General features: G+C 45.3%; 26 protein-coding genes and 1 riboswitch. Of the genes, 7 read left to right on the forward strand and 19 right to left on the reverse strand.

Annotated features, from left to right (window positions below):
- Positions 1-391 precede the first annotated feature (391 nt).
- Positions 392-847 carry an RNA-binding protein gene (locus tag R7P67_RS21410; RefSeq protein WP_017636066.1) on the forward strand — a complete coding sequence of 152 codons (456 nt, stop codon included), beginning with the start codon at positions 392-394 and terminating at the stop codon, positions 845-847.
- Here the strand turns inward: R7P67_RS21410 and murI are convergent.
- From murI to btuB, 3 genes are read right to left on the reverse strand one after another with little or no spacing between them, the layout of a single operon-like run.
- Positions 810-1,613 (reverse strand): glutamate racemase, encoded by an 804-nt coding sequence (gene murI, locus R7P67_RS21415; RefSeq protein WP_005389694.1) that lies wholly within the window; start codon positions 1,611-1,613, stop codon positions 810-812. The two genes, R7P67_RS21410 and murI, sit on opposite strands and share 38 nt — an antisense overlap.
- Positions 1,614-1,644: 31 nt before the next feature.
- Positions 1,645-2,337 (reverse strand): adenine nucleotide alpha hydrolase, encoded by a 693-nt coding sequence (locus R7P67_RS21420; RefSeq protein WP_167415512.1) that lies wholly within the window; start codon positions 2,335-2,337, stop codon positions 1,645-1,647.
- A gap of 59 nt (positions 2,338-2,396) precedes the next feature.
- On the reverse strand, positions 2,397-4,232 hold the full coding sequence (gene btuB, locus R7P67_RS21425) for a TonB-dependent vitamin B12 receptor (protein WP_005378674.1): 1,836 nt from the start codon (positions 4,230-4,232) through the stop codon (positions 2,397-2,399).
- Between the two features lie 55 nt (positions 4,233-4,287).
- Positions 4,288-4,488, reverse strand: a riboswitch (cobalamin riboswitch).
- A gap of 184 nt (positions 4,489-4,672) precedes the next feature.
- On the opposite strand from btuB, the gene trmA reads away from it, so the two are divergent.
- Positions 4,673-5,782 carry a tRNA (uridine(54)-C5)-methyltransferase TrmA gene (gene trmA / locus R7P67_RS21430; RefSeq protein ID WP_167415534.1) on the forward strand — a complete coding sequence of 370 codons (1,110 nt, stop codon included), beginning with the start codon at positions 4,673-4,675 and terminating at the stop codon, positions 5,780-5,782.
- Between the two features lie 66 nt (positions 5,783-5,848).
- Here the strand turns inward: trmA and R7P67_RS21435 are convergent, their stop codons facing one another.
- A complete protein-coding gene (locus R7P67_RS21435) occupies positions 5,849-6,214 on the reverse strand; it encodes a YijD family membrane protein (RefSeq protein ID WP_005378634.1) in 366 nt (121 codons plus the stop codon).
- Positions 6,214-6,855: an HTH-type transcriptional repressor FabR gene (fabR, locus tag R7P67_RS21440; RefSeq protein WP_005378632.1), complete on the reverse strand. Its 642-nt coding sequence runs from the start codon at positions 6,853-6,855 to the stop codon at positions 6,214-6,216. The genes R7P67_RS21435 and fabR overlap by 1 nt, the downstream gene beginning before the upstream one ends.
- A gap of 263 nt (positions 6,856-7,118) precedes the next feature.
- Between fabR and sthA the strand changes: the two genes are divergently transcribed.
- Positions 7,119-8,549: a Si-specific NAD(P)(+) transhydrogenase gene (gene sthA / locus R7P67_RS21445; RefSeq protein ID WP_132937312.1), complete on the forward strand. Its 1,431-nt coding sequence runs from the start codon at positions 7,119-7,121 to the stop codon at positions 8,547-8,549.
- Between the two features lie 57 nt (positions 8,550-8,606).
- On the opposite strand, the gene dinF is transcribed toward sthA, so the two are convergent.
- The 3 genes from dinF to lexA form a co-directional block, all read right to left on the reverse strand.
- Positions 8,607-9,956 carry an MATE family efflux transporter DinF gene (dinF, locus tag R7P67_RS21450; protein ID WP_167415535.1) on the reverse strand — a complete coding sequence of 450 codons (1,350 nt, stop codon included), beginning with the start codon at positions 9,954-9,956 and terminating at the stop codon, positions 8,607-8,609.
- Positions 9,957-10,011: 55 nt separating this feature from the next.
- A complete protein-coding gene (locus R7P67_RS21455; protein WP_005393777.1) occupies positions 10,012-10,806 on the reverse strand; it encodes a class I SAM-dependent methyltransferase in 795 nt (264 codons plus the stop codon).
- Positions 10,807-10,990: 184 nt separating this feature from the next.
- Complete coding sequence (gene lexA / locus R7P67_RS21460) at positions 10,991-11,611, reverse strand: transcriptional repressor LexA (RefSeq protein ID WP_005378682.1); 621 nt, start codon at positions 11,609-11,611, stop codon at positions 10,991-10,993.
- A 368-nt stretch (positions 11,612-11,979) separates the two neighbouring features.
- Here lexA and plsB point away from each other — a divergent pair, with 368 nt between their 5' ends.
- Positions 11,980-14,406 carry a glycerol-3-phosphate 1-O-acyltransferase PlsB gene (gene plsB / locus R7P67_RS21465; RefSeq protein ID WP_104975675.1) on the forward strand — a complete coding sequence of 809 codons (2,427 nt, stop codon included), beginning with the start codon at positions 11,980-11,982 and terminating at the stop codon, positions 14,404-14,406.
- A 64-nt stretch (positions 14,407-14,470) separates the two neighbouring features.
- Here the strand turns inward: plsB and ubiA are convergent, their stop codons facing one another.
- Positions 14,471-15,325: a 4-hydroxybenzoate octaprenyltransferase gene (gene ubiA, locus R7P67_RS21470; RefSeq protein WP_005378684.1), complete on the reverse strand. Its 855-nt coding sequence runs from the start codon at positions 15,323-15,325 to the stop codon at positions 14,471-14,473.
- Positions 15,326-15,865 (reverse strand): chorismate lyase, encoded by a 540-nt coding sequence (locus R7P67_RS21475; protein ID WP_262654168.1) that lies wholly within the window; start codon positions 15,863-15,865, stop codon positions 15,326-15,328.
- A 161-nt stretch (positions 15,866-16,026) separates the two neighbouring features.
- Between R7P67_RS21475 and R7P67_RS21480 the strand changes: the two genes are divergently transcribed.
- On the forward strand, positions 16,027-16,437 hold the full coding sequence (locus R7P67_RS21480) for a flagellar basal body-associated protein FliL (RefSeq protein WP_005378687.1): 411 nt from the start codon (positions 16,027-16,029) through the stop codon (positions 16,435-16,437).
- Positions 16,438-16,499: 62 nt separating this feature from the next.
- Here R7P67_RS21480 and glpG read toward each other — a convergent pair whose 3' ends face one another.
- The 6 genes from glpG to ftsY all read right to left on the reverse strand — a co-directional run bounded on the left by glpG (position 16,500) and on the right by ftsY (position 22,053).
- Positions 16,500-17,342 carry a rhomboid family intramembrane serine protease GlpG gene (glpG, locus tag R7P67_RS21485; RefSeq protein WP_262654166.1) on the reverse strand — a complete coding sequence of 281 codons (843 nt, stop codon included), beginning with the start codon at positions 17,340-17,342 and terminating at the stop codon, positions 16,500-16,502.
- Positions 17,342-17,662, reverse strand: a complete 321-nt coding sequence (gene glpE, locus R7P67_RS21490; RefSeq protein ID WP_262654164.1) for a thiosulfate sulfurtransferase GlpE — start codon at positions 17,660-17,662, stop codon at positions 17,342-17,344. The genes glpG and glpE overlap by 1 nt, the downstream gene beginning before the upstream one ends.
- A 493-nt stretch (positions 17,663-18,155) precedes the next feature.
- Positions 18,156-19,013 (reverse strand): RNA polymerase sigma factor RpoH, encoded by an 858-nt coding sequence (gene rpoH, locus R7P67_RS21495; protein ID WP_005378693.1) that lies wholly within the window; start codon positions 19,011-19,013, stop codon positions 18,156-18,158.
- A 176-nt stretch (positions 19,014-19,189) separates the two neighbouring features.
- Positions 19,190-20,158 (reverse strand): permease-like cell division protein FtsX, encoded by a 969-nt coding sequence (gene ftsX, locus R7P67_RS21500; protein ID WP_005378695.1) that lies wholly within the window; start codon positions 20,156-20,158, stop codon positions 19,190-19,192.
- Positions 20,148-20,822, reverse strand: coding sequence for a cell division ATP-binding protein FtsE (gene ftsE / locus R7P67_RS21505; RefSeq protein ID WP_005378697.1), 675 nt, complete (start codon positions 20,820-20,822; stop codon positions 20,148-20,150). Before ftsE ends, ftsX begins: the two co-directional genes overlap by 11 nt.
- A gap of 22 nt (positions 20,823-20,844) precedes the next feature.
- Positions 20,845-22,053 (reverse strand): signal recognition particle-docking protein FtsY, encoded by a 1,209-nt coding sequence (gene ftsY / locus R7P67_RS21510; protein ID WP_065645992.1) that lies wholly within the window; start codon positions 22,051-22,053, stop codon positions 20,845-20,847.
- Positions 22,054-22,283: 230 nt separating this feature from the next.
- On the opposite strand from ftsY, the gene rsmD reads away from it, so the two are divergent.
- Both rsmD and R7P67_RS21520 read left to right on the forward strand, forming a co-directional pair.
- Positions 22,284-22,883: a 16S rRNA (guanine(966)-N(2))-methyltransferase RsmD gene (gene rsmD / locus R7P67_RS21515; RefSeq protein ID WP_005378702.1), complete on the forward strand. Its 600-nt coding sequence runs from the start codon at positions 22,284-22,286 to the stop codon at positions 22,881-22,883.
- Positions 22,884-22,908: 25 nt separating this feature from the next.
- Positions 22,909-23,175 carry a DUF1145 domain-containing protein gene (locus tag R7P67_RS21520; RefSeq protein WP_005378704.1) on the forward strand — a complete coding sequence of 89 codons (267 nt, stop codon included), beginning with the start codon at positions 22,909-22,911 and terminating at the stop codon, positions 23,173-23,175.
- A gap of 56 nt (positions 23,176-23,231) precedes the next feature.
- Here R7P67_RS21520 and R7P67_RS21525 read toward each other — a convergent pair whose 3' ends face one another.
- The 3 genes from R7P67_RS21525 to R7P67_RS21535 form a co-directional block, all read right to left on the reverse strand.
- Positions 23,232-23,816, reverse strand: coding sequence for a YhgN family NAAT transporter (locus tag R7P67_RS21525; protein WP_005389671.1), 585 nt, complete (start codon positions 23,814-23,816; stop codon positions 23,232-23,234).
- A gap of 107 nt (positions 23,817-23,923) precedes the next feature.
- Positions 23,924-24,145 (reverse strand): YecH family metal-binding protein, encoded by a 222-nt coding sequence (locus R7P67_RS21530; RefSeq protein WP_005378711.1) that lies wholly within the window; start codon positions 24,143-24,145, stop codon positions 23,924-23,926.
- Between the two features lie 69 nt (positions 24,146-24,214).
- Positions 24,215-24,835, reverse strand: coding sequence for a lysoplasmalogenase (locus R7P67_RS21535; protein WP_005389670.1), 621 nt, complete (start codon positions 24,833-24,835; stop codon positions 24,215-24,217).
- Between the last annotated feature and the right edge of the window lie 86 nt (positions 24,836-24,921).

Consider the following 24,921-nt stretch of genomic DNA (forward strand, 5'->3'; position numbering starts at 1 on the left):
AGGTTCTTATTTTTAAAGAGCTTTTCTAACATTTTCAGCAACTTAGTTGCTCGTCGTTAGGGGTGCGTATCTTACTTTACACCGTGAGAGAGTCAAGCATTTTTTTCAAATTCTTTTTTCTCTCTTCTCGACTCGCTGTGTGACTTTCGTCTCACTCCGTGTCGGTGGATGCGCAGTATAGGGGGTTGAGAAATTAGTACAAGCGTTTTTTGCAAATAAAAAACCAACCGGTCACAAATTATCCAAAAGTGCGATATTTGCATATTTCTTCGTCACATTTGAGACATATCACAGCAATTGGTTGGAAAAACACCAACCATATACGTAAGATTCATGTGTCTATTCTGTTAATGGACAATCGATCTCTTTATCACTATGTGTAGTAATTAAAATGACGTCTAAAAAAAATCTGATTTTATGTGTTGGGCTGGCCATCGTTGGGGGAATCATCTTCTCTCAATTCATCATCCCACCAGCCTTGAGCTTCCTCATTGGTGTTATCGCTACTGCTTTTCTTTTTTCATTTTCTAGCAAAACACCTGTTCTTCAATCTTCGGATCCTGATCCTTCAACTAAAACGCTGTATGTCGGCAACCTTCCTTATAAGGCCAATGAGAGTCATGTTCGCGATTTGTTTGCTGAATATGGACAGGTCTATGCGGTACGCTTAATGAAAGATAAGCGTACTGGAAAAAGAAGAGGGTTTGGTTTTGTAGTGATGGCTGCGGCAGATGCCAAGCCAGCTATCGCTAAACTTAATGAAAAGGAATATATGGAGAGAACGCTAAAAGTGAGAATTGCGAACGATCCTAAACATCCGGATGGTGGTAAACCTGAACAGGATTAAAACCTAGCTTCTTTAAACAAATGTTCAGTGCATCTTCCTGCCAAGGAGTTGCACTGGCATAAATCGACTTACTTCCCTCTTCTGTATCCTCAATTTCATCACTTAATAGCAATGCTTTTACTCGACGTGCAATCGCTGCGCCTGAATCAATTAAAGTAACGTCCCCACCCAAAGCTTGATGAATCTCCTCTTTGATTAAAGGGAAGTGAGTACAACCGAGCACCGCAACATCGACTTTATCGCGAAGGGGAAGCAGGATATTTGTCAGTTCGTCGAGAGAAACGCTGTTGCCTCGCAACTTCTCTTCGGCCATATCTACCAAGCGAGTTGATCCCACCAGCTCAACTGGTTTGCCTTGCGCAAAGTCCCGTATTAACTCGTGAGTATATTGGCGTGTTACTGTCGCCGGAGTGGCGATCAGCCCTACCCCTTTTGATGCTAAAAGCGATGCGGGTTTAATCGCAGGGACAACACCAACAACGGGAATCGATAAATTTTCGCGTAAGGAAGGAAGCACTATGGTGCTCGCCGTGTTGCAAGCAATGACGACAATGTCGACTTGGTGTTCTTCGACTAATGAAGAGACCAGTTGGTTAACTCGTGAAATGAGTACAGCCTGATCGAGTTCACCATAAGGGTAAGCCTGATTATCGAATAAGTATAAGTAGTCTAGCTGGGGCAATAGGCGATGTATCTCTTGGAATACAGAAAGGCCACCAACACCGGAGTCAAAAACTAGGACTTTTTTCTTACTTGCTACTCGCACGAGCCTTACCTAAAGAACAGAAACGTTGCGATCATACTGCGTAGATTTGTTTTGGCAATGCTTTAGCATGGTATCTTTGATGGCTGAATCTATCTCCAGATTCTACATCTCGCTTCGTCAACTCGATATGTCCTTGAAAAGATGGCGAAGACGTGACCAATGTGTGAAATTCACCATTTTCCCCACAGGGATCAATTTGACTTGGTAATGACTCTATTAGGGCTTTGTCATACCAGCGACCACACCATTCTGGAGGGAGAACTCTTCCGTCGATGGTGATTAACATAGTTTGAATACCACGCTCTATGATTTCCATCGCTAGTTTTTCGCTGCTGTCCCCTAATAGAGGAAAGACGCATTCCCAGCCAACAGGTTCAATATAGCTGCGTCGGTAATCGGCAATGCCATTACAAAACATATCACCAAATGCGACAGCTTCTATGTTCAGACCACTACTTTGTAATACATTAACGATGGTCGATTGATAAATGTCGTTACTTGGAAAGATTTCAGGTAGCTCGATAGTAATGAGCGGAAGCGCAAGTAAGTCTGCTTGCATTTGTACGACTTCAAGCGGAGTTGCTTGGAAAGGGACTTCTTTCCCTACGTAAGTCGTGTACAAACCGACAACTTGATAATTTGGATTCTCGTTAAGGCGCTCAAGCGTTAATGTCGAATCTTTACCACTGGACCAACTGATCACCACTCGCTTGGGTTTCTTCATTCGATTTTCCACCACAAAATATTAAAAACCGCCCGAAGGCGGTTTGTGCTCATTCACGATTAGAATTCGTAGCCAACGTTGATATAGTACGCTCGCTCTGCAGCGGGGTAACCTTTTGCCATCTCATACTCTTCATCAAGTAGATTATCGATACGAGCGCTAATAGAGGTCGACTCATTCGGATAGTAAGTCACTGCCGTATCAACCAACGAGTAAGAAGAAAGCGTGATATCTTGTGAAGGCCAAGTGCTGTAATCCACATCTGGACGCTTACCGACGTACTGATAGCTAACCGACCAATCCACTTTATCGAAGCTCACTAAAGCATTCCACTTATACATTTCTTTAGCGCGGCGCTGCAACTGATGCCCTTTATCGTCTTCAGCATCTTTGTAATCTGCACTCAACTGGTGCTGCACAATCCCTGTATCAAACTCAGCAACAAGCTCCACACCTTGGATATGTGTTTCACCATCGACATTCAAATATTTGTATGTGGTTGGATGGTAATCGATAAGATTCGTGATTTTATAGTCATAACCCGTTACGGACCAAAAAACGCCTTGGACATCACCGCTGAATGCTAGCTCCCAAGCATCTGACTCTTCCGGCTTAAGATCTTTCTCACCGTATGTTGGGTCATACTGTTGATATAGGTTTGGAGCCTTAAACGCAGTACCAAAAGAAGCTTTAACCCCAAACTCTGGCACAAACTGGTAACCAGCCGCTAAGCTGTAAGTGAACTCACTACCGTATTCTTCGTTATCATCAAGGCGAGCACTGCCCTCAAGCATTGCTTTATCAATACTGGTGGTTGCCATACCAAACAGAGCGCCATTGGTACGATCAAACGTTTTATTCGCACTCTTGTCTTTATAAGACTCGTTGCGCCAATCAATACCACCAGCCAACGTCGTATTGTTGTTTAGCAAGTAACTGTTGGTCCACTGGACATTTTGCTGCTCAAGTTCATCTTCAGTACCTGAGTGTTTGCCTTTTGCTTGCTCATAGTTCCAAGACTTCTGTTTCTGTGCCGTTACTTGTAGTTCTGACATCACATTATCAGACTGATACTTACCGCCCAGAGTGACAGAAAGATCGTCTTTTTCTGCTTCGTAGTAACCGCGACTGCCGTAGCTGCTGTCATATTGATAAACATTTTCGTAAGCACGTAGGTTACCAAATGCAGACCACTGATCATTGAAGTTATGCACGTAACCTAGCAGACCATTCTTTGTATCAAAGCCATGGCGATCGCCGTCATTAACTCCCGGTACAGGACGAACGTTATAACCATCATCACTTTCACTACCAAGCGCGATATTTAGCTGGCCGCTCTCTGTGACTTTAATACCAGATGCCACACTCAATTCCTGGTAATCTAAGCTGCCTAAACCCGCACTTAACTTCGTTCCTTCTTCGTCAGCACGCGCAATGGTGATGATATTGATCACGCCACCAATCGCTTCTGAGCCATAAAGTGACGCACGCGCACCACGCACGTACTCAATCCGTTGAACGTAAGTAAGTGGGATTTGGTTAAAGTCCACAGCGCCCTTCGCTGCTCGTGCAAAACGTACGCCATCAACCAGTACTAAAACTTGGTCGGAACTAGTTCCACGAACAAATAAAGACGCTAACTGACCACGACCACCATTTTGTGAAACTTGAATCCCGGTAAGGCGACGCAAAACATCTGGTAGGGTTTTCGCTTGAATGCGATCGATGTCTTGTCGAGTAACTACTTCGACATCTGCCAACGTACGGCTTTCGGCTTGCTCAAAACGGTTTGCCGTAACAACGATGGTTTCGTCAGTGGAGGTTTCTTGGGCCTGTAGATAAGAGACAGGTGAAAGCAGCGATGCCAAAGTGATCGCCAGTGCGGATTTTCTCATTGTATTGTCCTAAATCGCGTAATTCCTTCCGAGCCCTGTCATCATGACAGTCCAGTGCTGTGGCTCAGTTGTTGGCAGGTATTCGGACTCAAGAGCACGGGTGTACCGCCTACTTGCTCGACTTCCCACATAAACTAATGCAGTGTCTGATGAGCGTTCGTTCTCTTTTACCGCTGCGCGTCAGTTCTGGATTCACACCAGATTCCCATTTCAGCCATCTAGATTGCTAGATAGCACCAACTTGAGGCAAATATTATTCAGCTATTGATTATTTGTCCAGCCAATATTGCCCTTAGAAGTTGTAACGTTTTGATTGATTTTGCTTTCTACTCTGCCTGTACGCACTATCTTTAAATCAATTCCAGTACAAAACTGGACATCCTATTGAGATTGAATAAAATCTGCGCTCTTAAATTGAATGCACCATAAAAGGTAAGATCATGGCTACTCTTGATGTAAACCCACAACGCTACCAAGAACAACTGGCTGAAAAAGTCGAACGTCTCACGGATATGTTCGCGCCATACAACATGCCAGAACTGGAAGTGTTTGAATCACCAGAGCAGCACTACCGCATGCGTGCTGAGTTCCGTGTTTGGCATGAAGGCGAAGATCTTTACTACATCATGTTCAACCAAGAAACTCGTGAGAAATACCGTGTTGACCAATTTCCTGCTGCAAGCCGTCTGATCAACGACCTGATGCCGCTATTGGTTGAAGCGATGAAAGACAACGACTCGCTACGTCGTAAACTGTTCCAGGTGGATTTCCTATCGACGCTAAGTGGTGAGATTCTGGTTTCACTCCTTTACCATCGCCAACTTGATGAAGAGTGGATTGAAAACGCGAAAGCCCTTAAACAGCGTTTAAATGATGAAGGCTTTAACCTAAACATCATTGGTCGCGCTCGTAAGATGAAGATTGTCCTAGACCGAGACTACGTTATCGAGAAGCTCGATGTAAATGGTCAAAGCTACATCTACCAACAAGTTGAGAACAGCTTCACTCAGCCAAACGGCAAAGTCGCAGAGAAGATGCTGGAATGGGCGGTCGACTGTACCCTAGAAAGCACTGGCGACCTACTAGAGCTTTACTGTGGTAACGGTAACTTCTCGCTGGCGTTGGCACAGAATTTCGACCGCGTACTGGCAACTGAGCTAGCGAAGCCATCTGTGGTATCTGCACAGTACAACATCGCCGCCAATAAGATTGATAACGTACAAATCTTACGTCTATCGGCAGAGGAATTTACTCAAGCGATCGAAGGTAAGCGTGAATTCCGTCGTCTACAAGATGCAGGTGTGGATCTGAAGAGCTACAACTGCAACACGATTTTTGTCGACCCACCACGTGCTGGGATGGATGTCGATACTTGTAAAATGGTGCAAGGTTACGAGCGCATCATGTACATATCTTGTAACCCTGAAACTCTAAAAGAGAACTTGGACATTCTATGCGAAACACACAACGTGACGCGTTTTGCTCTGTTTGACCAATTCCCTTATACCCACCATATGGAAGCGGGCGTGCTATTGGAACGCAAAGCGTAACCCACTGCGTCAAATACAAAAAAAGCGAGCTCAATGGCTCGCTTTTTTGTATTTGATTCGTTTTGCTTATTCCGCAGAAGTCTTCTTGCTGACAAAACCTAACTTCTTACCAATCCATGCGAGTAAGATCATTGAAACCATGATCGCAAAGAAGTTTGAGCCTGCTTCTGGGTATTGCGCCTTAATAAACGCAGAGTGGCCAAACGCACCTACGAAGAAACACGCCAAGCCAACTAATGGGATATCTTCTGATACCGGATTATTTAGGTACTCTTGGTAAAGAGCTTGTACAGCCAGTACGAGTGCAATCAATGGGAAGATTGAAAACGATACTTCACTCATGGTCAACCATGACAACAAAGCATCACCACACATACCTGCAACCAGTGCCAAAATCAGCGTTTTCTTTTCAGATTTATTTCCATTCGACATTATTCTATCCCGCCTTTTAATCGGTTACGTTCACGTTCTTTGCGATACCAATAGGCCCCTTTGGCTATCATTCGCAATTGCATGATCAATCGCTCGGCGAGTTCATCGCGCTCACGTCGATCTAAATCTAAAGCTTCAGCCCCCGAACTGAAAACCAAAGTCACAGACGCTTCTGCTTGAGTATACGCCTCTTCTCTGGTCACGCCGGTGCTCATTAAATACTCGGTTAATTCTGCCGCAAAATGCTGGATTTCTCGAGCAACAGCGGTACGAAATTCAGCAGAAGTGCCGGAGCGCTCACGCAACAACAAACGAAAAACGTTCGGACTACTTTCAATGAATTCCATAAAGGTTTCGACCGAGGTACGAATTACGCTACCTTCTTTCACAATACGTTGACGCGCCTGACGCATCAGTTGGCGTAGTAGCAAACCGCCTTCATCAACCATGGTTAAGCCTAGCTCATCCATATCTTTGAAGTGACGGTAAAAAGAAGTCGGTGCAATCCCTGCCTCTCGGGCGACTTCTCGCAAGCTAAGGCTGGAAAAGCTGCGATCCGCACTTAATTGACTAAATGCCGCATCGATCAATGATCGACGTGTCTTCTCTTTTTGTTGTGCGCGGATTCCCATCGATTTCATTCTTAACTTGCTCTTTTTCTGTAGGGTACAAGAGCCTCAATATAACGCAATTTGCTCCTACGGAGAAAGATATGTTGCTTCGCTCGCTCTGAGCGCCGAGAACGTTACTATTGGCATGCATCTAATTGCAATGTTCTCGATGCAATTTATAGACATACAACATACCAAATCACCCTTTTGGTCGATTCTGCGTGATCACTTCCACTCTCTAACAGGCATTACGTGTACCAATAGAGTAAATGAGTTAAAATCGCGCTAAAGCAATGTTAAGCAAATATAACAAGGAAGGCATCATGGCGCATGTTAATCACTATGACGTGATCGTAATCGGTAGTGGCCCTGGCGGAGAAGGGGCTGCAATGGGATTAACCAAAGCGGGACTGAATGTTGCCATTGTCGAGAAAGAAAGCAGTGTCGGCGGCGGTTGTACTCACTGGGGAACTATTCCATCTAAAGCACTGCGTCATGCCGTTAGCCGCATCATCGAATTTAATAGCAACCCGCTATTTTGTCGAAACAACACTAGCGTTCATGCAACATTTTCTGACATTTTAGGTCATGCTAAATCGGTCATTGATAAGCAAACTCGACTTCGTCAGGGCTTTTATGACCGTAACTCATGCACACTTTTGTTCGGAACCGCGCGATTTATCGATAACTACTCAATTGCAGTGATGCAAAGCGACGGTACAGAAGAAATCTATTCAGCGGATAAGTTTGTCATCGCGACGGGTTCTCGCCCGTATCAGCCTGACGACGTAGATTTCTTGCATGAGCGCATCTACGACAGTGATTCCATTTTGAGCCTGAAACACGACCCTCGCCATATCATCATTTACGGTGCGGGCGTTATCGGTTGTGAATACGCTTCTATCTTCCGCGGCCTTGGAGTGAAAACCGACCTTATCAATACCCGCGACCGCTTGTTGGAGTTTTTGGATAACGAAGTGTCAGATGCGCTGTCTTACCACTTCTGGAACAGTGGTGTGGTAATTCGTAATGATGAGACCTATGAAAAAATCGAAGGCACAGAAGATGGCGTGATTATTCACCTACAATCTGGCAAGAAGATGAAGGCAGACTGCTTGTTGTATGCGAATGGTCGAACAGGTAACACCGATAAGTTGAATTTGGGTGCAGTGGGTCTGGAAGCGGACTCTCGCGGACAACTAAAAGTAAACCGTAACTACCAAACCGATATCGAACACATTTACGCTGTAGGCGATGTCATCGGTTACCCTAGCCTTGCAAGCGCCGCTTATGACCAAGGGCGATTTGTCGCACAAGCCATTACGAAAGGTCAGGCAGAAAACTACCTGATTGATGATATTCCAACGGGTATCTACACCATCCCAGAGATTAGCTCTGTGGGTAAAACCGAGCAAGAGCTAACAGCTGCGAAAGTACCGTATGAAGTAGGACGCTCTTCGTTCAAGCATCTAGCTCGTGCACAGATCGCAGGAAAAGACATCGGTAGCTTGAAGATATTGTTCCATCGTGAAACCAAAGAAATTTTAGGGATTCACTGTTTTGGCGAACGTGCCGCGGAAATTATCCACATCGGTCAAGCCATTATGGAGCAAAAAGGCTCAGCGAATACCATCGAGTATTTCGTCAATACCACCTTCAACTATCCAACAATGGCCGAAGCGTATCGTGTCGCTGCGTTGAATGGTTTGAACCGCTTGTTCTAATCGATGCTTCTTGATAGCAGACAGAAAAACAGCAGGCTTGGACCTGCTGTTTTTATATCAACATTGTGCTAGGAAGGTATCCTTGTGCCATTGGTAGAGAAAGATAACTCCTAAACCAATACCCCGCATCAACATAAAGCTCGTCATTGCAAACCACAGCGCGTGATTTTCCCACTCGGCGAACAAGTAAAAGACAACGAAGAAACTGCTGGTCGCGACAAACATACTATTGCGCATGTCTTTACCTTTGGTTGCACCGACAAAAATGCCATCCAATAGAAAGCACCACATCGACGCAAGTGGCATCACCACCAGCCAAGGTAGATACACCGCTGCTTGCTGTTGTACCGCCTCAATTGAAGTGATCATGGCGATCAACTGCGATCCCGCCAAACCAAAGAGCGCGGTCAGTCCTAAGCAAATAACCAAACTCCAAAAGAAAGTGCCGACAAGCGATGTACTCAATTGTTGCCTATCTTTGGCACCAATCGCCTTCCCGACCATGGCCTCCATTGCGTAAGCAAAGCCATCCATGCCATACGAGATAATCATCAGGAAGCTCATCAGAACCGCATTTGCAGCGACAACCTCATCACCAAAGCTCGCGCCTTGGAACGTCATAAAGCTAAAAGCCGCTTGCAGACACAAAGAGCGTAAGAAAATATCACGATTCAATTTCACGAAGCGCCCTAAACCGTGTTGAGTGCTGGTTAGCAACTTTTGAGGTGATGGTAATTGCCTCTCTCGCCAGGTTTTCCAAACACACATGAGACCAAAACCCATGCCTGAGTAGTCAGCAATCACCGATGCCAGCGCAGCGCCTTCTACTTTCCACCCCAAACCAATCACAAACAACAAATCGAGGGCGATATTAGTCACGTTGGTGATGATCACCATCCACATTGGTGCTTTGGAATTTTGCGTCCCGAGCAGCCACCCCAACAACACAAAGTTCATTAGCGCAGCGGGGGCACTCCACACACGGATAGAGAAATATTGCATGCCGTAGTGTTTTACCTCTGCGCTGGCGTCACTCCAGCCAAAGATCAAATCAGCAATCGGGTTATGGGCAATAAGGAAGACTAACGCAAACAGCAGCGCCATAAGTGAGCCTTGCATAAACACCAAGGCAAGTTGCTTTCGGTCTTCACCGCCATAGGACTGCGCCGCCAACCCTGTAGTCGACATACGCAAAAAACCAAGCAGCCAAAACGTCACGCTGATCATGGTGCTGCCCAACGCAACACCGCCCAAATACCAAGCGTGGTCTAGATGACCAATCACCGCAGCATCGACCAAACCGAGCAATGGAACAGTAATATTCGACAGCACCATAGGTATCGCTAAAGCTAAGACTTGGCGATGAACTTTTGGGTTAGATAAAGGAGAGAAGATTGAATTTGTCACAGGCACCTCATCAGTAAGATCGACGAGTGTACCTGAGCGCTTAACGACTAGCCAATTACCACTTGATGTGAACGAGGACTGGCGTGAGGCGATGCTTCAACATTGGAATCTTATTAAGCCAACGCTGCCAAGCTTTCCAACGAGAACAGAATCTATCGAATGGCGAGAAAGCTTTCACCCACTGTGCCCATGGTAACCATTGCAATATCTGTTCTGCAGGCGCTTCAAAGCCATGAGCATAACGATCAGAGCCAAGCTTTTGTCCCCACTTGGTTTCCGTTAAATCTCCTGCCAGCACCATACACAGTTCAGCAGAAACAAAATGTCGACCCAAGGTTTGAATAAATTTCGCGACTTGACGCTCTGTGCAATCGAGCAGTGCCATTTCACATAAAATGAGTACCGGTGCTTGCTCTGGAATGGCTAACGTCTCTAGCCACGACATTTCATCCACACTGCCACAGCGATGTTCATAGCGTTCATTTTTGTGGAACAAGCGCTGACGCCATACCAAATTTTCCGTCACATCCAGCTCTATCCAATGGCAGCGTCCATTATCCAAGCGATAAAAGCGGGTATCCAGCCCCGCTCCGACATTGATTATCCAAGCATCGGGATACTGCTGTAAGAAGTGACTAACCTGCTGGTCACAAAGCTGAGTCAGCGTCACGTGCAGCAATTGCTTCTGCGCAATATCACCACTCAAACAATCCGGCGCCATCTTACAGCTCAAACACGCTTTAGCAGCTATCGGATCGTACACCAAGCCATTGTCGACCATGCTTTCACGGCTACGCAATAACAGTGGTTTTAATAAATGGTTAGGAACTTGATGTTTAGACTGAGACATGGGCATTTCCTGCGCCAGAGAGAAAACATAGACATTAATAAAGATGATAATGAATATCAATTACATTATCAAGCTTATAAATTGGTCAAAACAAACAAGGTCAAGATGATGAGCAAGCTTTTGGAGGAAGTAGAAAAAGAGAAAAGACAAAACAGCCCAGATCAACTGGGCTGCTTAAACACACTTACATCCAATCGGTATTGCGAATAATACCAACGGCTAAGCCTTCAATCGTAAGGTGCTGAGACGTTAAGTCCACTTGGATTGGGGCAAACTCTTCATTCTCAGCATGCAGTAATATGGTTGAACCTTTGCGCTCCAAACGCTTCACAGTCACATCATCATCAACACGCGCAACGACAACTTGACCGTCTCTCACGTCTTGGGTTTTATGCACCGCGAGCAGATCGCCATCCATAATCCCGATGTCTTTCATACTCTCGCCATTTACACGAAGTAAGAAATCCGCTTGCGGTTTGAACATCGCAGGATCGACTTGGTAGTGCGCCTCTACGTGCTCTTGAGCCAAGATTGGCTCACCCGCTGCGACTTGACCAATCAAAGGCAAACCCTGCTCATCATTGGCTGCGTCTTCAAGCAGGATACGAATCCCACGAGAAGCGCCTGGAATAATTTCAATTGCTTGCTTACGAGCAAGCGCTTTTAGGTGTTCCTCTGCGGCATTCGCAGAGCGGAAGCCAAGCTCACGCGCAATCTCTGCACGAGTTGGTGGCATTCCGGTGTCGTCGATTTTACTTTTAATCAAATCGAAGACTTGTTGTTGGCGTGGCGTTAACGGCTTCATGTCTCACCTGTCTTTTTATACAGTTAACTGTGAGTATATCCAGTAAATGCTCAAATGAAAACCCAATTGGTTGTTTTTTAATTTATTTGTGGGGAGCTTTCAGCTTACCGATTAAGTTCATTCTTTATTCGTTTAAAACACCGACTTTTCAGTTAATCAAGTCAAAGCAATAACTTAGGGGTTCGACTAATTTACAGCCAATAAAATTAAAAGGTTTGACCAGTTTCTGGTATCCTTGCAGCGCTTAAATTTTATCGCCTAGGCTTATTTCTATTGCCGTACTCATCTCTTTTTATAGAGAAGACATGCAAAGCGGAAACTGAAATAAGGTTAGGCCTGTTTGAATACCTATTGAGGCTGTGAACTTTATGTCTTCTGGACAATCATTTTCACGTTCATTACTAAAACTACCTTTATCGGTACTGGTAAAGGGCACCGCAATCCCGTCGAACCCGATTGAAGATCTGAACATCGACCTAACTAAACCGATTGTATATGCCCTGCCGTTCCGCTCGAACGTGGATTTGCTGACACTGCAAAAACAAGCCATGAGCCTTGGTCTACCCGACCCGCTCAGCCCGCTGGAAATCAATGGCAAAACGCTGAACCGTTTCGTCTTTATCGCTGCGCGTCCAACTGTGATGAACAACGATAATGATGTCCCAACCGATTCTGTCTCTCTGTTCACTGACTTACTGGAACTGCACAAGCTGGATAGTGAGTTGGATGTTCAAATGATCCCTGCAACCGTGCTTTGGGGTCGTAAGCCAGGTAAAGAAGAGAACCAAAAGCCTTACCTTCAACCGATGAATGGTCCGCAAAAAGCCAAAGCAGTAATGGCGGCGGGACGCGACTGCTTAGTTCGCTTTAGTCCCGTGGTATCTCTGCGTTATATGGCAGACTCCCACGGTACCGACAGCGCAATTGCGCACAAACTGGCTCGCGTGGCGCGTATCCACTTCTCACGCCAGAAACTGGCTGCTTCAGGCCCAAACCTGCCACAACGCCAAGTGTTGTTTGCTCGTTTACTAAAATCTCCAGCTATTGAACTGGCGATTGCTGACGAAGCCAAGATCAAAAACATCTCGATTGATAAGGCACGTAAAGAAGCCCACGACATCATGGATGAAATCGCCGCCGACTTCTCCTACAGTCTGGTGAAAAACGGCGACCGCATCCTGAGTTGGTTATGGACAAAACTATACCAAGGTTTGCACATCAATAACGCCTCGACTGTGCGTCGTTTAGCGCAAGACGGCCACGAAATTGTGTACGTTCCGTGTCACCGTAGTCACATGGACTACCTGCTGTTGTCTTATGTTTTATACCATGAAGGCATGGTGCCTCCGCACATTGCGGCAGGCATTAACTTGAACTTCTTCCCGGCCGGTCCGCTTTTCCGTCGTGGTGGGGCGTTCTTTATTCGTCGTAGTTTTAAAGGCAACAAACTGTACTCAACCATTTTCCGTGAGTATCTAGCTGAGCTGTTTGCCAAAGGCTATTCAGTCGAGTACTTCAGTGAGGGTGGTCGTTCACGTACAGGTCGCTTACTGCAAGCGAAAACGGGTATGCTGGCTATGACCATCCAAGCAATGCTACGTGGTCTAAACCGCCCAGTAACACTAGTGCCGGTCTACATCGGTTACGAGCACGTAATGGAAGTAGGCACTTACGCGAAAGAGCTGCGTGGCAAACGCAAAGAGAAAGAAAACGCAGGGCTTGTACTGCGTACTCTGCGTAAACTGCGTAACTTTGGTTTGGGCTATGTGAACTTCGGTGAGCCAATTCAGCTCAACCAATACTTGAACGAGCATGCTCCTGAGTGGACGAAAGACATCGACAGCATGGGTGGTAACAAACCACAATGGATGAATCCTGTGGTGAACGACCTCGCTAATAAGATGATGACGCACATCAATGATGCGGCGGCGGCAAACGCGTTGACCTTGTGTGCAACCGCACTGCTTGCTTCTCGTCAACGTGCACTTTCTCGTGACTCGCTGATCAACCAGATCGAGTGTTACTTAAAGCTACTCAAAAATAATCCGTACTCAAGCACCTCCACTATCCCTACCGAAAGTGCTGAGGAGTTGGTCGATCATGCAATTTCGCTTGATAAGTTCGTGATTGAAACCGATAGCATGGGTGACATCATTTCGCTGGACCGTAGCCAATCGATCCTGATGACTTACTATCGCAACAACATCATCCACTTGTTCGCTCTGCCGTCATTAATTGCCCAAATGCTCATTCGTCAGCGCAACCTTTCGGTAGCCAAGATTCAAGCGAATGTCGCGCAAATCTACCCATTCTTGAAGAAAGAGCTGTTCTTAAGTTACCAAGAAGACGAGTTAGATGAATTGGTCGTTAAAACACTGCATGAATTTGCCGATCAGAAAATGATTAGTCTTGATGGTGATAAGCTAGAGATCAATCAATCGAACAACCAGCCTTTGGTTCTGTTAGGTCGAACGATAACTGAAACGCTGCAACGCTACTCTATCGCGATGAACTTGCTTGTTGCTTACCCTGAACTCGGTAAATCGGACCTAGAGCAGAAGAGCCAAGATATTGCTCAGCGCCTAGGGCGTTTGCACGGTATTAATGCGCCAGAATTCTTCGATAAAGGTGTGTTTACCGCGATGTTCAATACGCTCAAACAGCAAAAATACCTCGATAACGATGGTAACTGTGACACGAAGAAAACGCAGCAATTTGCACGGCTACTGTTCACTCTGCTTTATCCAGAGGTGAAACTGACGATCGAAGAGAGTATTCACCAACTTCGGTCGTAACCGTTTTACCTTCGTCCAATAAGAAAAAAGGCATCCAATCGGATGCCTTTTTCTATTTCTTCGCTTACCAAAATGCGACCAGTAACCCTATCGCTATCACCATGCCAACATAATTGTTGTTAAGGAAAGCCTTAAAGCACAACTCACGCTCACGGTGACGAATTAAGTGCTGCTGATAAACAAACAACGACGCTGCAATCAAAAGGGTCCAGTAGTAACTTTGTCCCAATTGGTAGAACTGCCCTAACCAAACCAACATCGCGAGTGTAATCAGTTGCAACACACCAATAATAAGCTTGTCATGACGACCAAACAGAATTGCCGTCGATTTAATGCCAATCTTTAGATCATCATCTCGGTCTACCATCGCATATTGAGTGTCGTACGCAATGGTCCACAAAGCATTAATGAGGAACAAAAACCAAACAATTAATGGTAATTCCCCAGTTTGTGCAGCCCACGCCATTGGAATCGCCCAGCTAAAAGCCAAGCCTAAAAATAGCTGTGGAATATGAGTGTAACGCTTCATAAATGGATAGATGAACGCCAACACAATGCCAGCGAAGGATAGCTGAATCGTCAGCGGGTTCATGGTCAGCACTAACAAAAACGAGCTGATACCCAAAACCAAAAATAATCCAATCGCTTCTTTTGCTGTCACTTTCCCTGATGGCAGTGGACGTTGCTTAGTACGCTTTACATGGCCGTCGACTTTGCGATCTGCAAAATCATTAATCACGCACCCCGCACTACGCATTAGGAATACACCCAATACAAACACGATAAATACATCCCAACTCGGCATCCCTTGGGCTGAGATAATTAGCGCCCAAATCGTTGGCCACATCAGTAACAGTGAACCGATCGGGCGATCCATGCGCATCAGTTGCCAATATGCTTTGGCTTTTTCTGCGGACATTTACACTGTCTCCTTAGCGTAAACTGGTGAATTAGATAAGAATAACTCGGCGACTAGCATCGGTTTGTGATTCATCCACAACCTTGAGCGTCGCGCTAACAAACATCCTTCTGGTACGGCTACCCATCCCATTTGCAAAGAGTCCCGCTCAACGTTATCTGCGCTGAACACAGTTAGTCCTAATGGGATATCCCCTTGTTGAGCCAAATCATACTGCTGATCAACTAAGGTTGAACGAGGAATCAATGTCCGCCCAATAACCCAGTTGTTATTGTCACCGCACAAAATTACCTCTCTCAGTAAGCAATCTTGTTCGGACAATAACTGGCTTTCGTCCTGTTTTAATGTCGCTGCAGTGACGATCTGATTTTGTAGCAATTCTACCGTTAACGCTTGGCAGTGCTGTTTTAAACGACGTGACAAAGACCCTTGCTCTTCAAGCCAATGCTTGGCAAATTCATTTGGAAATTCGAATTCTTCGGGGTTTTGCCACTCTACTTCCAATAAAGAAGCAAGATAGAGTGATGTTGGCTGATTCATACTAGTATTCAATTGGAGGCTTTATGCGTACAATAAAGCAACAACTTACCGTCCATAGTAATGTATGTAACCGTAAGTTCCGTTATTTGTTATAGACGGCCCATTGTATCAAGACTGAAGCGATTCGAATATCGCGATCCAGAGAAAGAAAAGTTAGAAATATGTACAAACGTTATATAGCCCAAATTATTTTTGCGTTAACCATACTATTCGCCGCACCAAGTTGGGCTGAAACGGAAGAAGCTGGACCTAAGTTGGCATACTTTACCCTAGAGCCTGATCTCACTACTAACTTTTACACCAAAGGCAAAAAGTTAGGTTATGTGCAAGTGCGCATCGACATCATGGTAATGAGTCAACAAGATTTATCAGTTGTTGAGCATCACCAACCTTTGATTCGCGATGCAGTGATTGAATTATTGGGTAAGCAAACAGAAGATACGATTAAGTCCCTTTCTGGCCGAGAAGATCTGCGCAAAACTTTAGTGACGACCCTCAACGAAACGCTTTTGCCTGAAACAGGTAAAACCATCATTGCCGATTTGTTGTTTACAAAATACCTTTATCAATAAACCCAAATCCGTTTTGAACATAAAAAAGACCGCTCTTGAGCGGTCTTTTCATTTCATCTGCTTTAGGCTTGCTGTTGGTATTTCATCTTGCCTGAATCAAACAGCGCAATCGCCATCCCCGACAGTAGCCCAACTAAGTGAGCGGTGTTTGCAATCGCCATAAATGGCTGCACAAAACCAAGAACTAACCATACCAACATAAAGACGATGATTGGCTTGGGTAGCGTAAGGCCTAAATGTGGCAAGCGGTAACCCAATATCCACAAATAACCAAGCAGTGCATAGACCACGCCAGACAAGCCGCCGAAGTTAGCCCCTTCAACATAGAACTGGCCTGCCCCTGAAAGCGCTGCCGACACCACAAAGAGTTGCAATAGCTTACCGGAACCGAGACGACGTTCGATGTCGCCACCCAACTGCCACCACCATAGTAAGTTAAACACGATGTGAGTTACTGAAAAGTGCAGTAACGCATGACTTAGCCATCGCCACACTTGCCATTGTTGCCCCTCAAAAGCCGGGAAGTGAAACAACTTAAACACGCCATTGCCAAAGCCAAACATTTGTAACAAGTAGATGATGATACAGACTGTCATGATCAGCAAAGTCATGGGGCCAGCTTTCGCTTTGACCATGCTTATGATACTCGGGCTGGAATAATGAAATGTGCTCTTACGAGTATCGGCAACGTCCCACGAGGCGGCGCTGTATTTTGAATCAGACGGGTTAGCAAGGAACAGCTTAAGTTCGGCTTCCGCTTCTATTTCATGCTGGCTATCAGTCAGCCACAGCGCAAATTGCCCATCCCCTTCTGGCATCATTTCGATGTCAATTTGGCGAGAGGCCATATAATCAATAAAGGCTTGCGCCATACGTGGATTATTTAACGTTACCAATCTCTTCATTAACTTCTCACTATCGGTAGTTCTGCTCGATGCCAGGCTTCAAAGCCACCATCTACACTGTACACCTGTTCAAAGCCTTGGTTAACCAAATATTGCGCCACACCTTGGCTACTAATACCGTGGTAACACATCACTAGAATAGGTTGTTCGAACTCCACTTCATCCATAAACGCAACGATCGTATCGTTAGTTAAGTGATACGCGGACTCCGCATGCGCAACGGCAAACGATTGAGGGTCACGGATATCTACAAGCTTCGCATCACCCTGCTCGAGCAGCGCTTGCGCACTTTGTACATTGATATGCTTAAACTGATCCATTTACTTTCTCATTGTCTTATTAATATACCCAAGCAACCTCGAACCTAACGTACTAATCAGCACCCGTGGTACAGCATAAAATCCATATTTGAAGCTGCTTGGGTATACTGCCGCTATTGTAACCTATCCAACGGCAAACTTAGACACATGGATAATCAGGGCTTTCAAAAGTGTACACATTCCAACCATTTGTGGATAAAGCTGTGAATTGCGTTGATAAAGTGTATTTGGATCTTTTGATCCACAATATGTAGTAATGATCCTGATCTAACTGTGTGTATATCTATAACTATCCCCAGATGGAAAAGTGCTTGAATCCCTTATTTTGTCCGGGTTTCGAACAGTTGATAAATAATTACTTCACAGAGTTATACACAGGTAGCACATAAAATCCGGATCGCAAACGCTATCGATTTTCGATCGACAATAAAAAAGCCGAGATCACATGATCTCGGCTTTCTATGAAAATCTTACTTTCAATTAGCAGTGGAAATTAAAATTCACCCACAGCCAATTTTAGTTTCTTCATTGCATTTTTTTCTAGCTGGCGAATACGCTCGGCAGAAACACCGAACTCATCAGCTAAGTCTTGCAATGTTGCTTTCTCATCATCTAACCAACGAGAACGCACGATGCGCTGACTACGCTCATCCAAACTCGCTAATGCATGACCCAAGCGATTGTTGGTATGCATTTCCCAGTTGGCGGCTTCAATGTTGTCGGCCACATCAGACGATTTGTCTTCTAGGTATAGCATCGGCGCTGTGTAAGCGTTTGAGCTGTCGTCTTCATCAGTTGGCATATCAAAGGTTGAATCCACCGCCGCTAAGCGTGATTCCATCTCGCGAACTTCAGAAGGCTCAACACCTAACTCGCGCGCAACGGTTTCTACTTCACCGTTGTTAAACCAACCCAAGCGCTTTTTCGACTTACGCAGGTTGAAGAACAATTTACGTTGCGCTTTAGTCGTCGCAATTTTCACGATACGCCAGTTACGTAGCACGTATTCGTGGATCTCTGCTTTGATCCAGTGGACAGCGAAAGAAACCAAGCGAACCCCTACTTCTGGATTAAAACGCTTAACGGCTTTCATTAGACCGATGTTACCCTCTTGCACAAGATCCGCCATTGGCAAACCGTAGCCAGAGTAACCACGAGCAACGTGAACAACGAATCGTAGGTGCGAAAGAATTAGACCTTTTGCAGCCTCAATCTCACCTTTATAGTGTAATCGTTCTGCCAGCTCACGCTCTTCGTCTGCAGTCAGCATTGGGTAGCTGTTTACTGAGCGAATATAGCTGTCAAGGCTATCTTGCGTGACTAGAGCCATCGGATACGCTTCTTTTGTCATTCAATTCCTCATCAATCTCTGATCTGGAGCATTACATTGCAATTTAGCTTCGATATCTTGAACTCAAAATGAACAAGTTTCAAGAAGGGGAAGCAATTATCCATAAACATTTGGTCTAAGCAAGGGTTCAAAATTAGCTAGTGCTAATGAAATCCAAGTAATAAGACCGCCATCACTTAAACTGGTTCAATTTCTTTTAAATGTCGTTGCGCAGAAAAGCGCGCCGCAATACATCCCAAAAGACTCCCAATGATGATTAATAACAAAGATTCATCCCAACTTAGACCAATCAAGCGGAACTGGCTATCGTACAACGCAGCAAGGTCTTCCACCGCACTATTCATGACAATGGTCACTAAAGCCGTTACCAACCACGCAATAGTGGCACCTAACACGCCAAACCACATACCAGTGTACAAGTAAGGGCGCAGAATAAAACTGTCCGTCGCACCGATCAGTTTCATGGTTTGAATCTCTTCTTTATTCGCCAGCACATTAAATCGCAATGTATTGCCAACGATTAAAAATACCGCACCGAGCATCAGCACTGTCAGGGTAATGACAATAATACTCGCGAGAGTTTTGATGGCATCAAGACGCGCCAGCCAGTCTTCGTCAAGTCTCACGTCGGTCACATCTTGTTGCTCTCGAACGTCTTTGGCTAATGACTGAATATCACTTTTTAGCTCCGAATCTGGCGTAATCACCAACACACCAGGAAGCGCATAGCCACTTAAAAGACTGATAGCTTGGTCGAACCCTGCATATTGGCTTAAATCAGATAGACCTTGTTGCGGTGAAATATATTCTACCTCTTTTACCAAAGGCCAAGTTTCAATTTGATCTTTGAGAACCATCACTCGCGCATCCGGCATGCCTTCAACTAAGTAAGCACTAACTTGTGAAGGAGAAGCGACATCTTCCGCTGCCCCTGCAACGTTTTTCCCCAATAGATACAAACAAGCTGGCATGGCAAGTGCCATGGAGATGACCGCTAGGGTCAGAATGTTGCCTAGTGGTCGTTGCCATAAGGCGCTAAAAGAGGATTTAGCTTGTTTTGCGTGGACAGAGAAAAAACCATCGGTATTCGCACGCTTGGCACTACGGCCTTTCCCCTTCTTTTGGGAGTGCTTGTTACCTGCCATAGTCTTCTACCTCACTTAGGAAGCCTTGGTTCAATTCAAAATGACGATACTGTGGGCGAGTGTTTACTAACCCCACATCGTGCGTGGCAAGTAAGATTGTCACGCCCGCACGGTTAAATTCTTCGAATAGACGCAACACACGGTTGGATAATTCTGGGTCAAGGTTACCCGTAGGCTCATCAGCCACCAGCAACGTTGGTCGATTAACCACAGCACGGGCAATACCGACGCGCTGTTGCTCACCACCAGAAAGTTGACTAGGTAGACAACGAGCTTTATCGAGTAAGCCCGTTTTATCTAACGCCGCAGAAACACGGCGTTTGATTTCGTTTTCAGAAATCGATTCGATACGCATTGGCAGAGCGACATTGTCGTACACACTGCGATCCATCAATAGGCGATGATCTTGAAAAACAATCCCAATATTGCGGCGCAAAAAAGGGATGTCTTTGCCTGGAATACGCGTGATGTCGTGGCCATTAAAATGGATTTTGCCATCGGTTGGTCGCTCTATCGCGCAGATCAATTTCAGCAAGGTACTTTTACCAGCCCCGGAATGTCCGCCTAAAAACGCCATTTCACCGCGCCTCAGGTGAAAATCGACTTTTTGCAGTGCTTGTCGACCACCTCGGTAAGCTTTGCTTACTTGCTGAAATTTGATCACCGTTGATTTCCTCTAACTCTTTTTATTCTTCACGACTAAACAGTGCGTCAATAAACTCTTGAGTTTCAAATGGACGCAAGTCTTCGATACCTTCACCCACACCAATGTAACGAATTGGAATACCGAACTGATCAGCAATAGCGAAAATTACGCCGCCCTTGGCTGTACCATCCAGCTTAGTCAAAGTAATCCCGGTTAGAGGGGCAACATCACTGAAAAGTTTCGCTTGGCTAATGGCATTTTGTCCTGTACCTGCGTCAAGCGTTAGCATGATCTCATGTGGTGCAGAGTCATCAATTTTCTTCATCACACGTACAATCTTACGCAGCTCTTCCATTAGGTTCGCTTTGTTCTGTAGACGACCTGCTGTATCAGCAATCACCACATCCACACCACGTGCTTTTGCCGCTTCAATCGCATCATAGATAACAGAGGCACTGTCTGCGCCAGTATGTTGAGCAATCACAGGAACATTATTACGTTCACCCCACACTTGTAGCTGCTCAACCGCTGCGGCACGGAAAGTATCGCCCGCTGCAAGCATCACTTTTTTGCCTTGAGTTTGGAACTGCTTCGCTAGCTTACCGATGGTCGTGGTTTTACCCACGCCATTTACACCTACCATCAAGATGACGTAAGGCGTTTTGTTGCTATCGATTTCTAGTGGCTGTTCGACTTTAGAAAGAATCTCAGCCATTTCTTCTTTCAACAAACCATAAAGGGCTTCGCCGTCTTTCAGATCGCCACGTGTGGCTTTTTCTGTCAGGTTGTTGATGATTTTTGTTGTGGTATTCATGCCCACATCAGCAATAAGCAGTTGCTCTTCTAGCTCTTCAAATAAGTCCTCATCGATTTTCTTACCACTGAATAGACCGAAGAAGCCAGCACCAATATTTGCTTTTGTTCGGCTTAGGCTGCGTTTAAGACGAGCAAAAAAGCTTTCTGTTGGCTTTTCTTGTTCTTGAACACGAGGCGCGGCCGATACGACTTCTGGCTCCTCTGCTTCTGCTTCTGCTTCTGCTTCTGCTGGGGCAGCCTCTGATTGTTTCTCTTCTTCTTCAAGTTCTGGCGTTGCTTCCGCTTGCTCAGCAACCGCTTCGGTTTGCTGCTCTTCAGAAGGCGCTTCCACTGCTTCTTCTTTTACTGTTTCTTCAGTTTTTGGTTTTGGGCTTTGTTCTTCGTCACCAAAACCTAGCCACGAAAGTAATCCGCGCTTCTTTTTTTCCGTCATCTGGGGCTATCCTAGATTGTTCTTTTATCTATTAATGACTCTTTTTTGACAAGATTATTATCTGTCTAAAAAAGGCTAATGACAAAGTTCTGAAAACTTTCCGATTAGGTAATTCTAATCTTATTAGTGTTACACTCTGTCATCTTGAATATTCTGGGCTGTATCCAAGCTCCAAGCTCATTGCTTGGGCGATTAGATATAGTATCACTTTATTAGCGGTCAAAAAATCTATGGTAAGACGTCGCCAGCAAAACTCATCACAAAAAAAGCCAACAACGGGCTTTGTTCGCATTATTAGTGGCTTATGGAGAGGCAGAAAACTTCCTGTACACGATGCTGAAGGCTTACGCCCCACGACCGATCGCGTCAAAGAAACGCTGTTTAACTGGTTAGCTCAAGATGTACCACAGGCAAAATGTCTCGACTTGTTTGCTGGCTCTGGCGGCTTGGGATTTGAGTCAGCTTCGCGCCAAGCAGAGCAAGTGACCATGGTTGAGCTAAACCCACAAGCTTTCCAACAGTTACAAAAGAATGTTGCCTCTCTTAACGCGAACAACATCCAAGTGGTAAATACCGACGCACTGAGTTTTTTGAAGCAACCGGGTTCTGCTCATCATGTGGTGTTTATTGACCCACCGTTTCGCAAAGGTCTATTGGATGAGACCGTGGCTCTGCTAGAACAAAATGGCTGGCTCGCGGAAGATGCGATGATTTATATTGAAACAGAAAAAGAACTCAATATTGCCGACTTACCAGAAAACTGGCAATTACATCGAGAAAAAACAGCAGGCCAAGTGAGCTATCGTCTGTACGAACGTACCTCCGCATAACGCCTCGATTTAAAAGGATACTTAAATGAAAGCACTAATTATGCTGGCCAAAGCGGCTATCGCCTTTGTTTGGTTAGTATTAATCCTAAATATTTTTATGCCCTTTCCCGGCAATGCCGCGATTGCGCTATACATCATGACCGCTTTTTTGTTCATCATGCACGGTTTACAAATGGCCATCTTCATTGGTGCATTTGGCGACAAAATAAAAATGAGCAGTTGGGAAAAATATTCAATCCTGATTTTTGGTATTTTTGCCCTACTCGATATTCGTCGTAAACACATGATGTAATCGCTCAGATACGAAAAAGCCGCTCATGTGAGCGGCTTTTTTCTGCGTTTCGTTCGTCACCCAATGTAACTTTTTACACCATCTAAGAACATTTGAGTGGAGATCATCACCAGTAACAAGCCCATTAAGCGTTCTACCGCCTTCAAGCCACGTTCACCCAACAAGCGATTAAAGAAGCCATAAAACATCAGTATAAAAAACGTTGCGCCCCACGCAATTACGACTGATGCTGACATTTCCAACATTTTCTCTGGATGTTGCGAAGACAGTAAAAGCAAGGCTGCAATCACTGAAGGGCCCGCGATCATAGGAATGGCCATCGGAACAATAAAGGGCTCCTCGCCTGCTGCCAGTCCAGTGATGCTGCCAGCACTCGGGAAAATCATCTTAATCGCAATAATGAAGAGAATAATGCCACCTGAAATGCTGAGCGTTTCTGGCTGGACATGCAAAAAACTTAAGATGCTTTGTCCTGCAAACAGAAACAGCATCAAGATCAGTAAGGCAAACAGTAGTTCACGAATCAATACCTTACGACGACGCTTGGGATCGATATGTTTGAGAATAGACAACACAATCGGCAAGTTACCGAGAGGGTCCATGATTAGAAACAGCATGGTCGCTGCAGAAAGAATGTCCATATTCTGGCCTCACCTAAAAAATGGCGGCCAGTGTATAGCAAACTGACAACATGAGTATATGACTGAGGGGCGAACACACCATATTCACCCTCGATCTTAGCCGCCGTTTAGTGATTGCAAACTCGCGCCATATTGACCACAAACTTACCTTCAAGCTCACGAATTTTGTCGCGCTTGAGCAAAAATGCTAGTAATGCATCTAAGTCTAGATCATTCAGTTTACAGGTGTGAAAGCGAACGCTAGCGCCAAAGTGCTGTGTGAGGGCTTCGCGATCCATTGGTGTTTCTCTAAGTAGGTTTAGCAGCTCGTGAGCATGGATTTCACTCATTATTGACTCCAGTTATCAAGAACAATGCGTTCAGTTTACTGAAATCCTCAAGAGCTGCTTTGACTTAAATTAGTAAATGATTGAGGCAACAATGAGGGCATGAGCAAAAAAGTAACTACCACTCACCCACAAATAGGCGTGTTTCATCGGTTTTCGATAACCGTGTATCGCGTATGCCAGCGCCGAATAGATGAGAACTAAGGTTCCGCTAAAGCCGATAGCATTGGCGTAACTCGGCACTTGTAACCAAACTTCACCGGCTGCCCAAGCAAGTTGAACCAGCATCATCCCCATGATCACAACAGGGAATACCAGAGAGTCGAGTTGAGGTAGCAACAAAAAGAACGCCACGATACTCGCTGCAAGCAACAGGGCCAACAGCCACCAGACAATCTCACCATTAAGCTGCACCCAAAATGACTTGCTGTAGCATACCTGGGCAACCAGATAAGCCGTAAAATAGATTAGCTTACGAGTTTTAAACGAGTGCAGCGTATCTGCCACCATAGACACAATAAGCCCACCCGCAATCCAGTAGGTATATGTTGCGGATGCACCTTGAGTTAACACCAACACAAGAAGAAGTAGCAGAGTAAAGATTTTAAACACGAGGGATTGTGTCGGGTTAGCTTGCTTTGCTCCCAACACGGAATACACACCTGATAGCCCTATCGCCAGCCAACTCCACATGCAGTATACACCTTTTACTTAAACTCGCCGCTAGTCTAGGTAGACCAGTTTTGATGTAAAGACACAATCTACGAAAGTTGGATCTC

It is taken from the genome of Vibrio sp. Vb0937 (assembly GCF_033338855.1).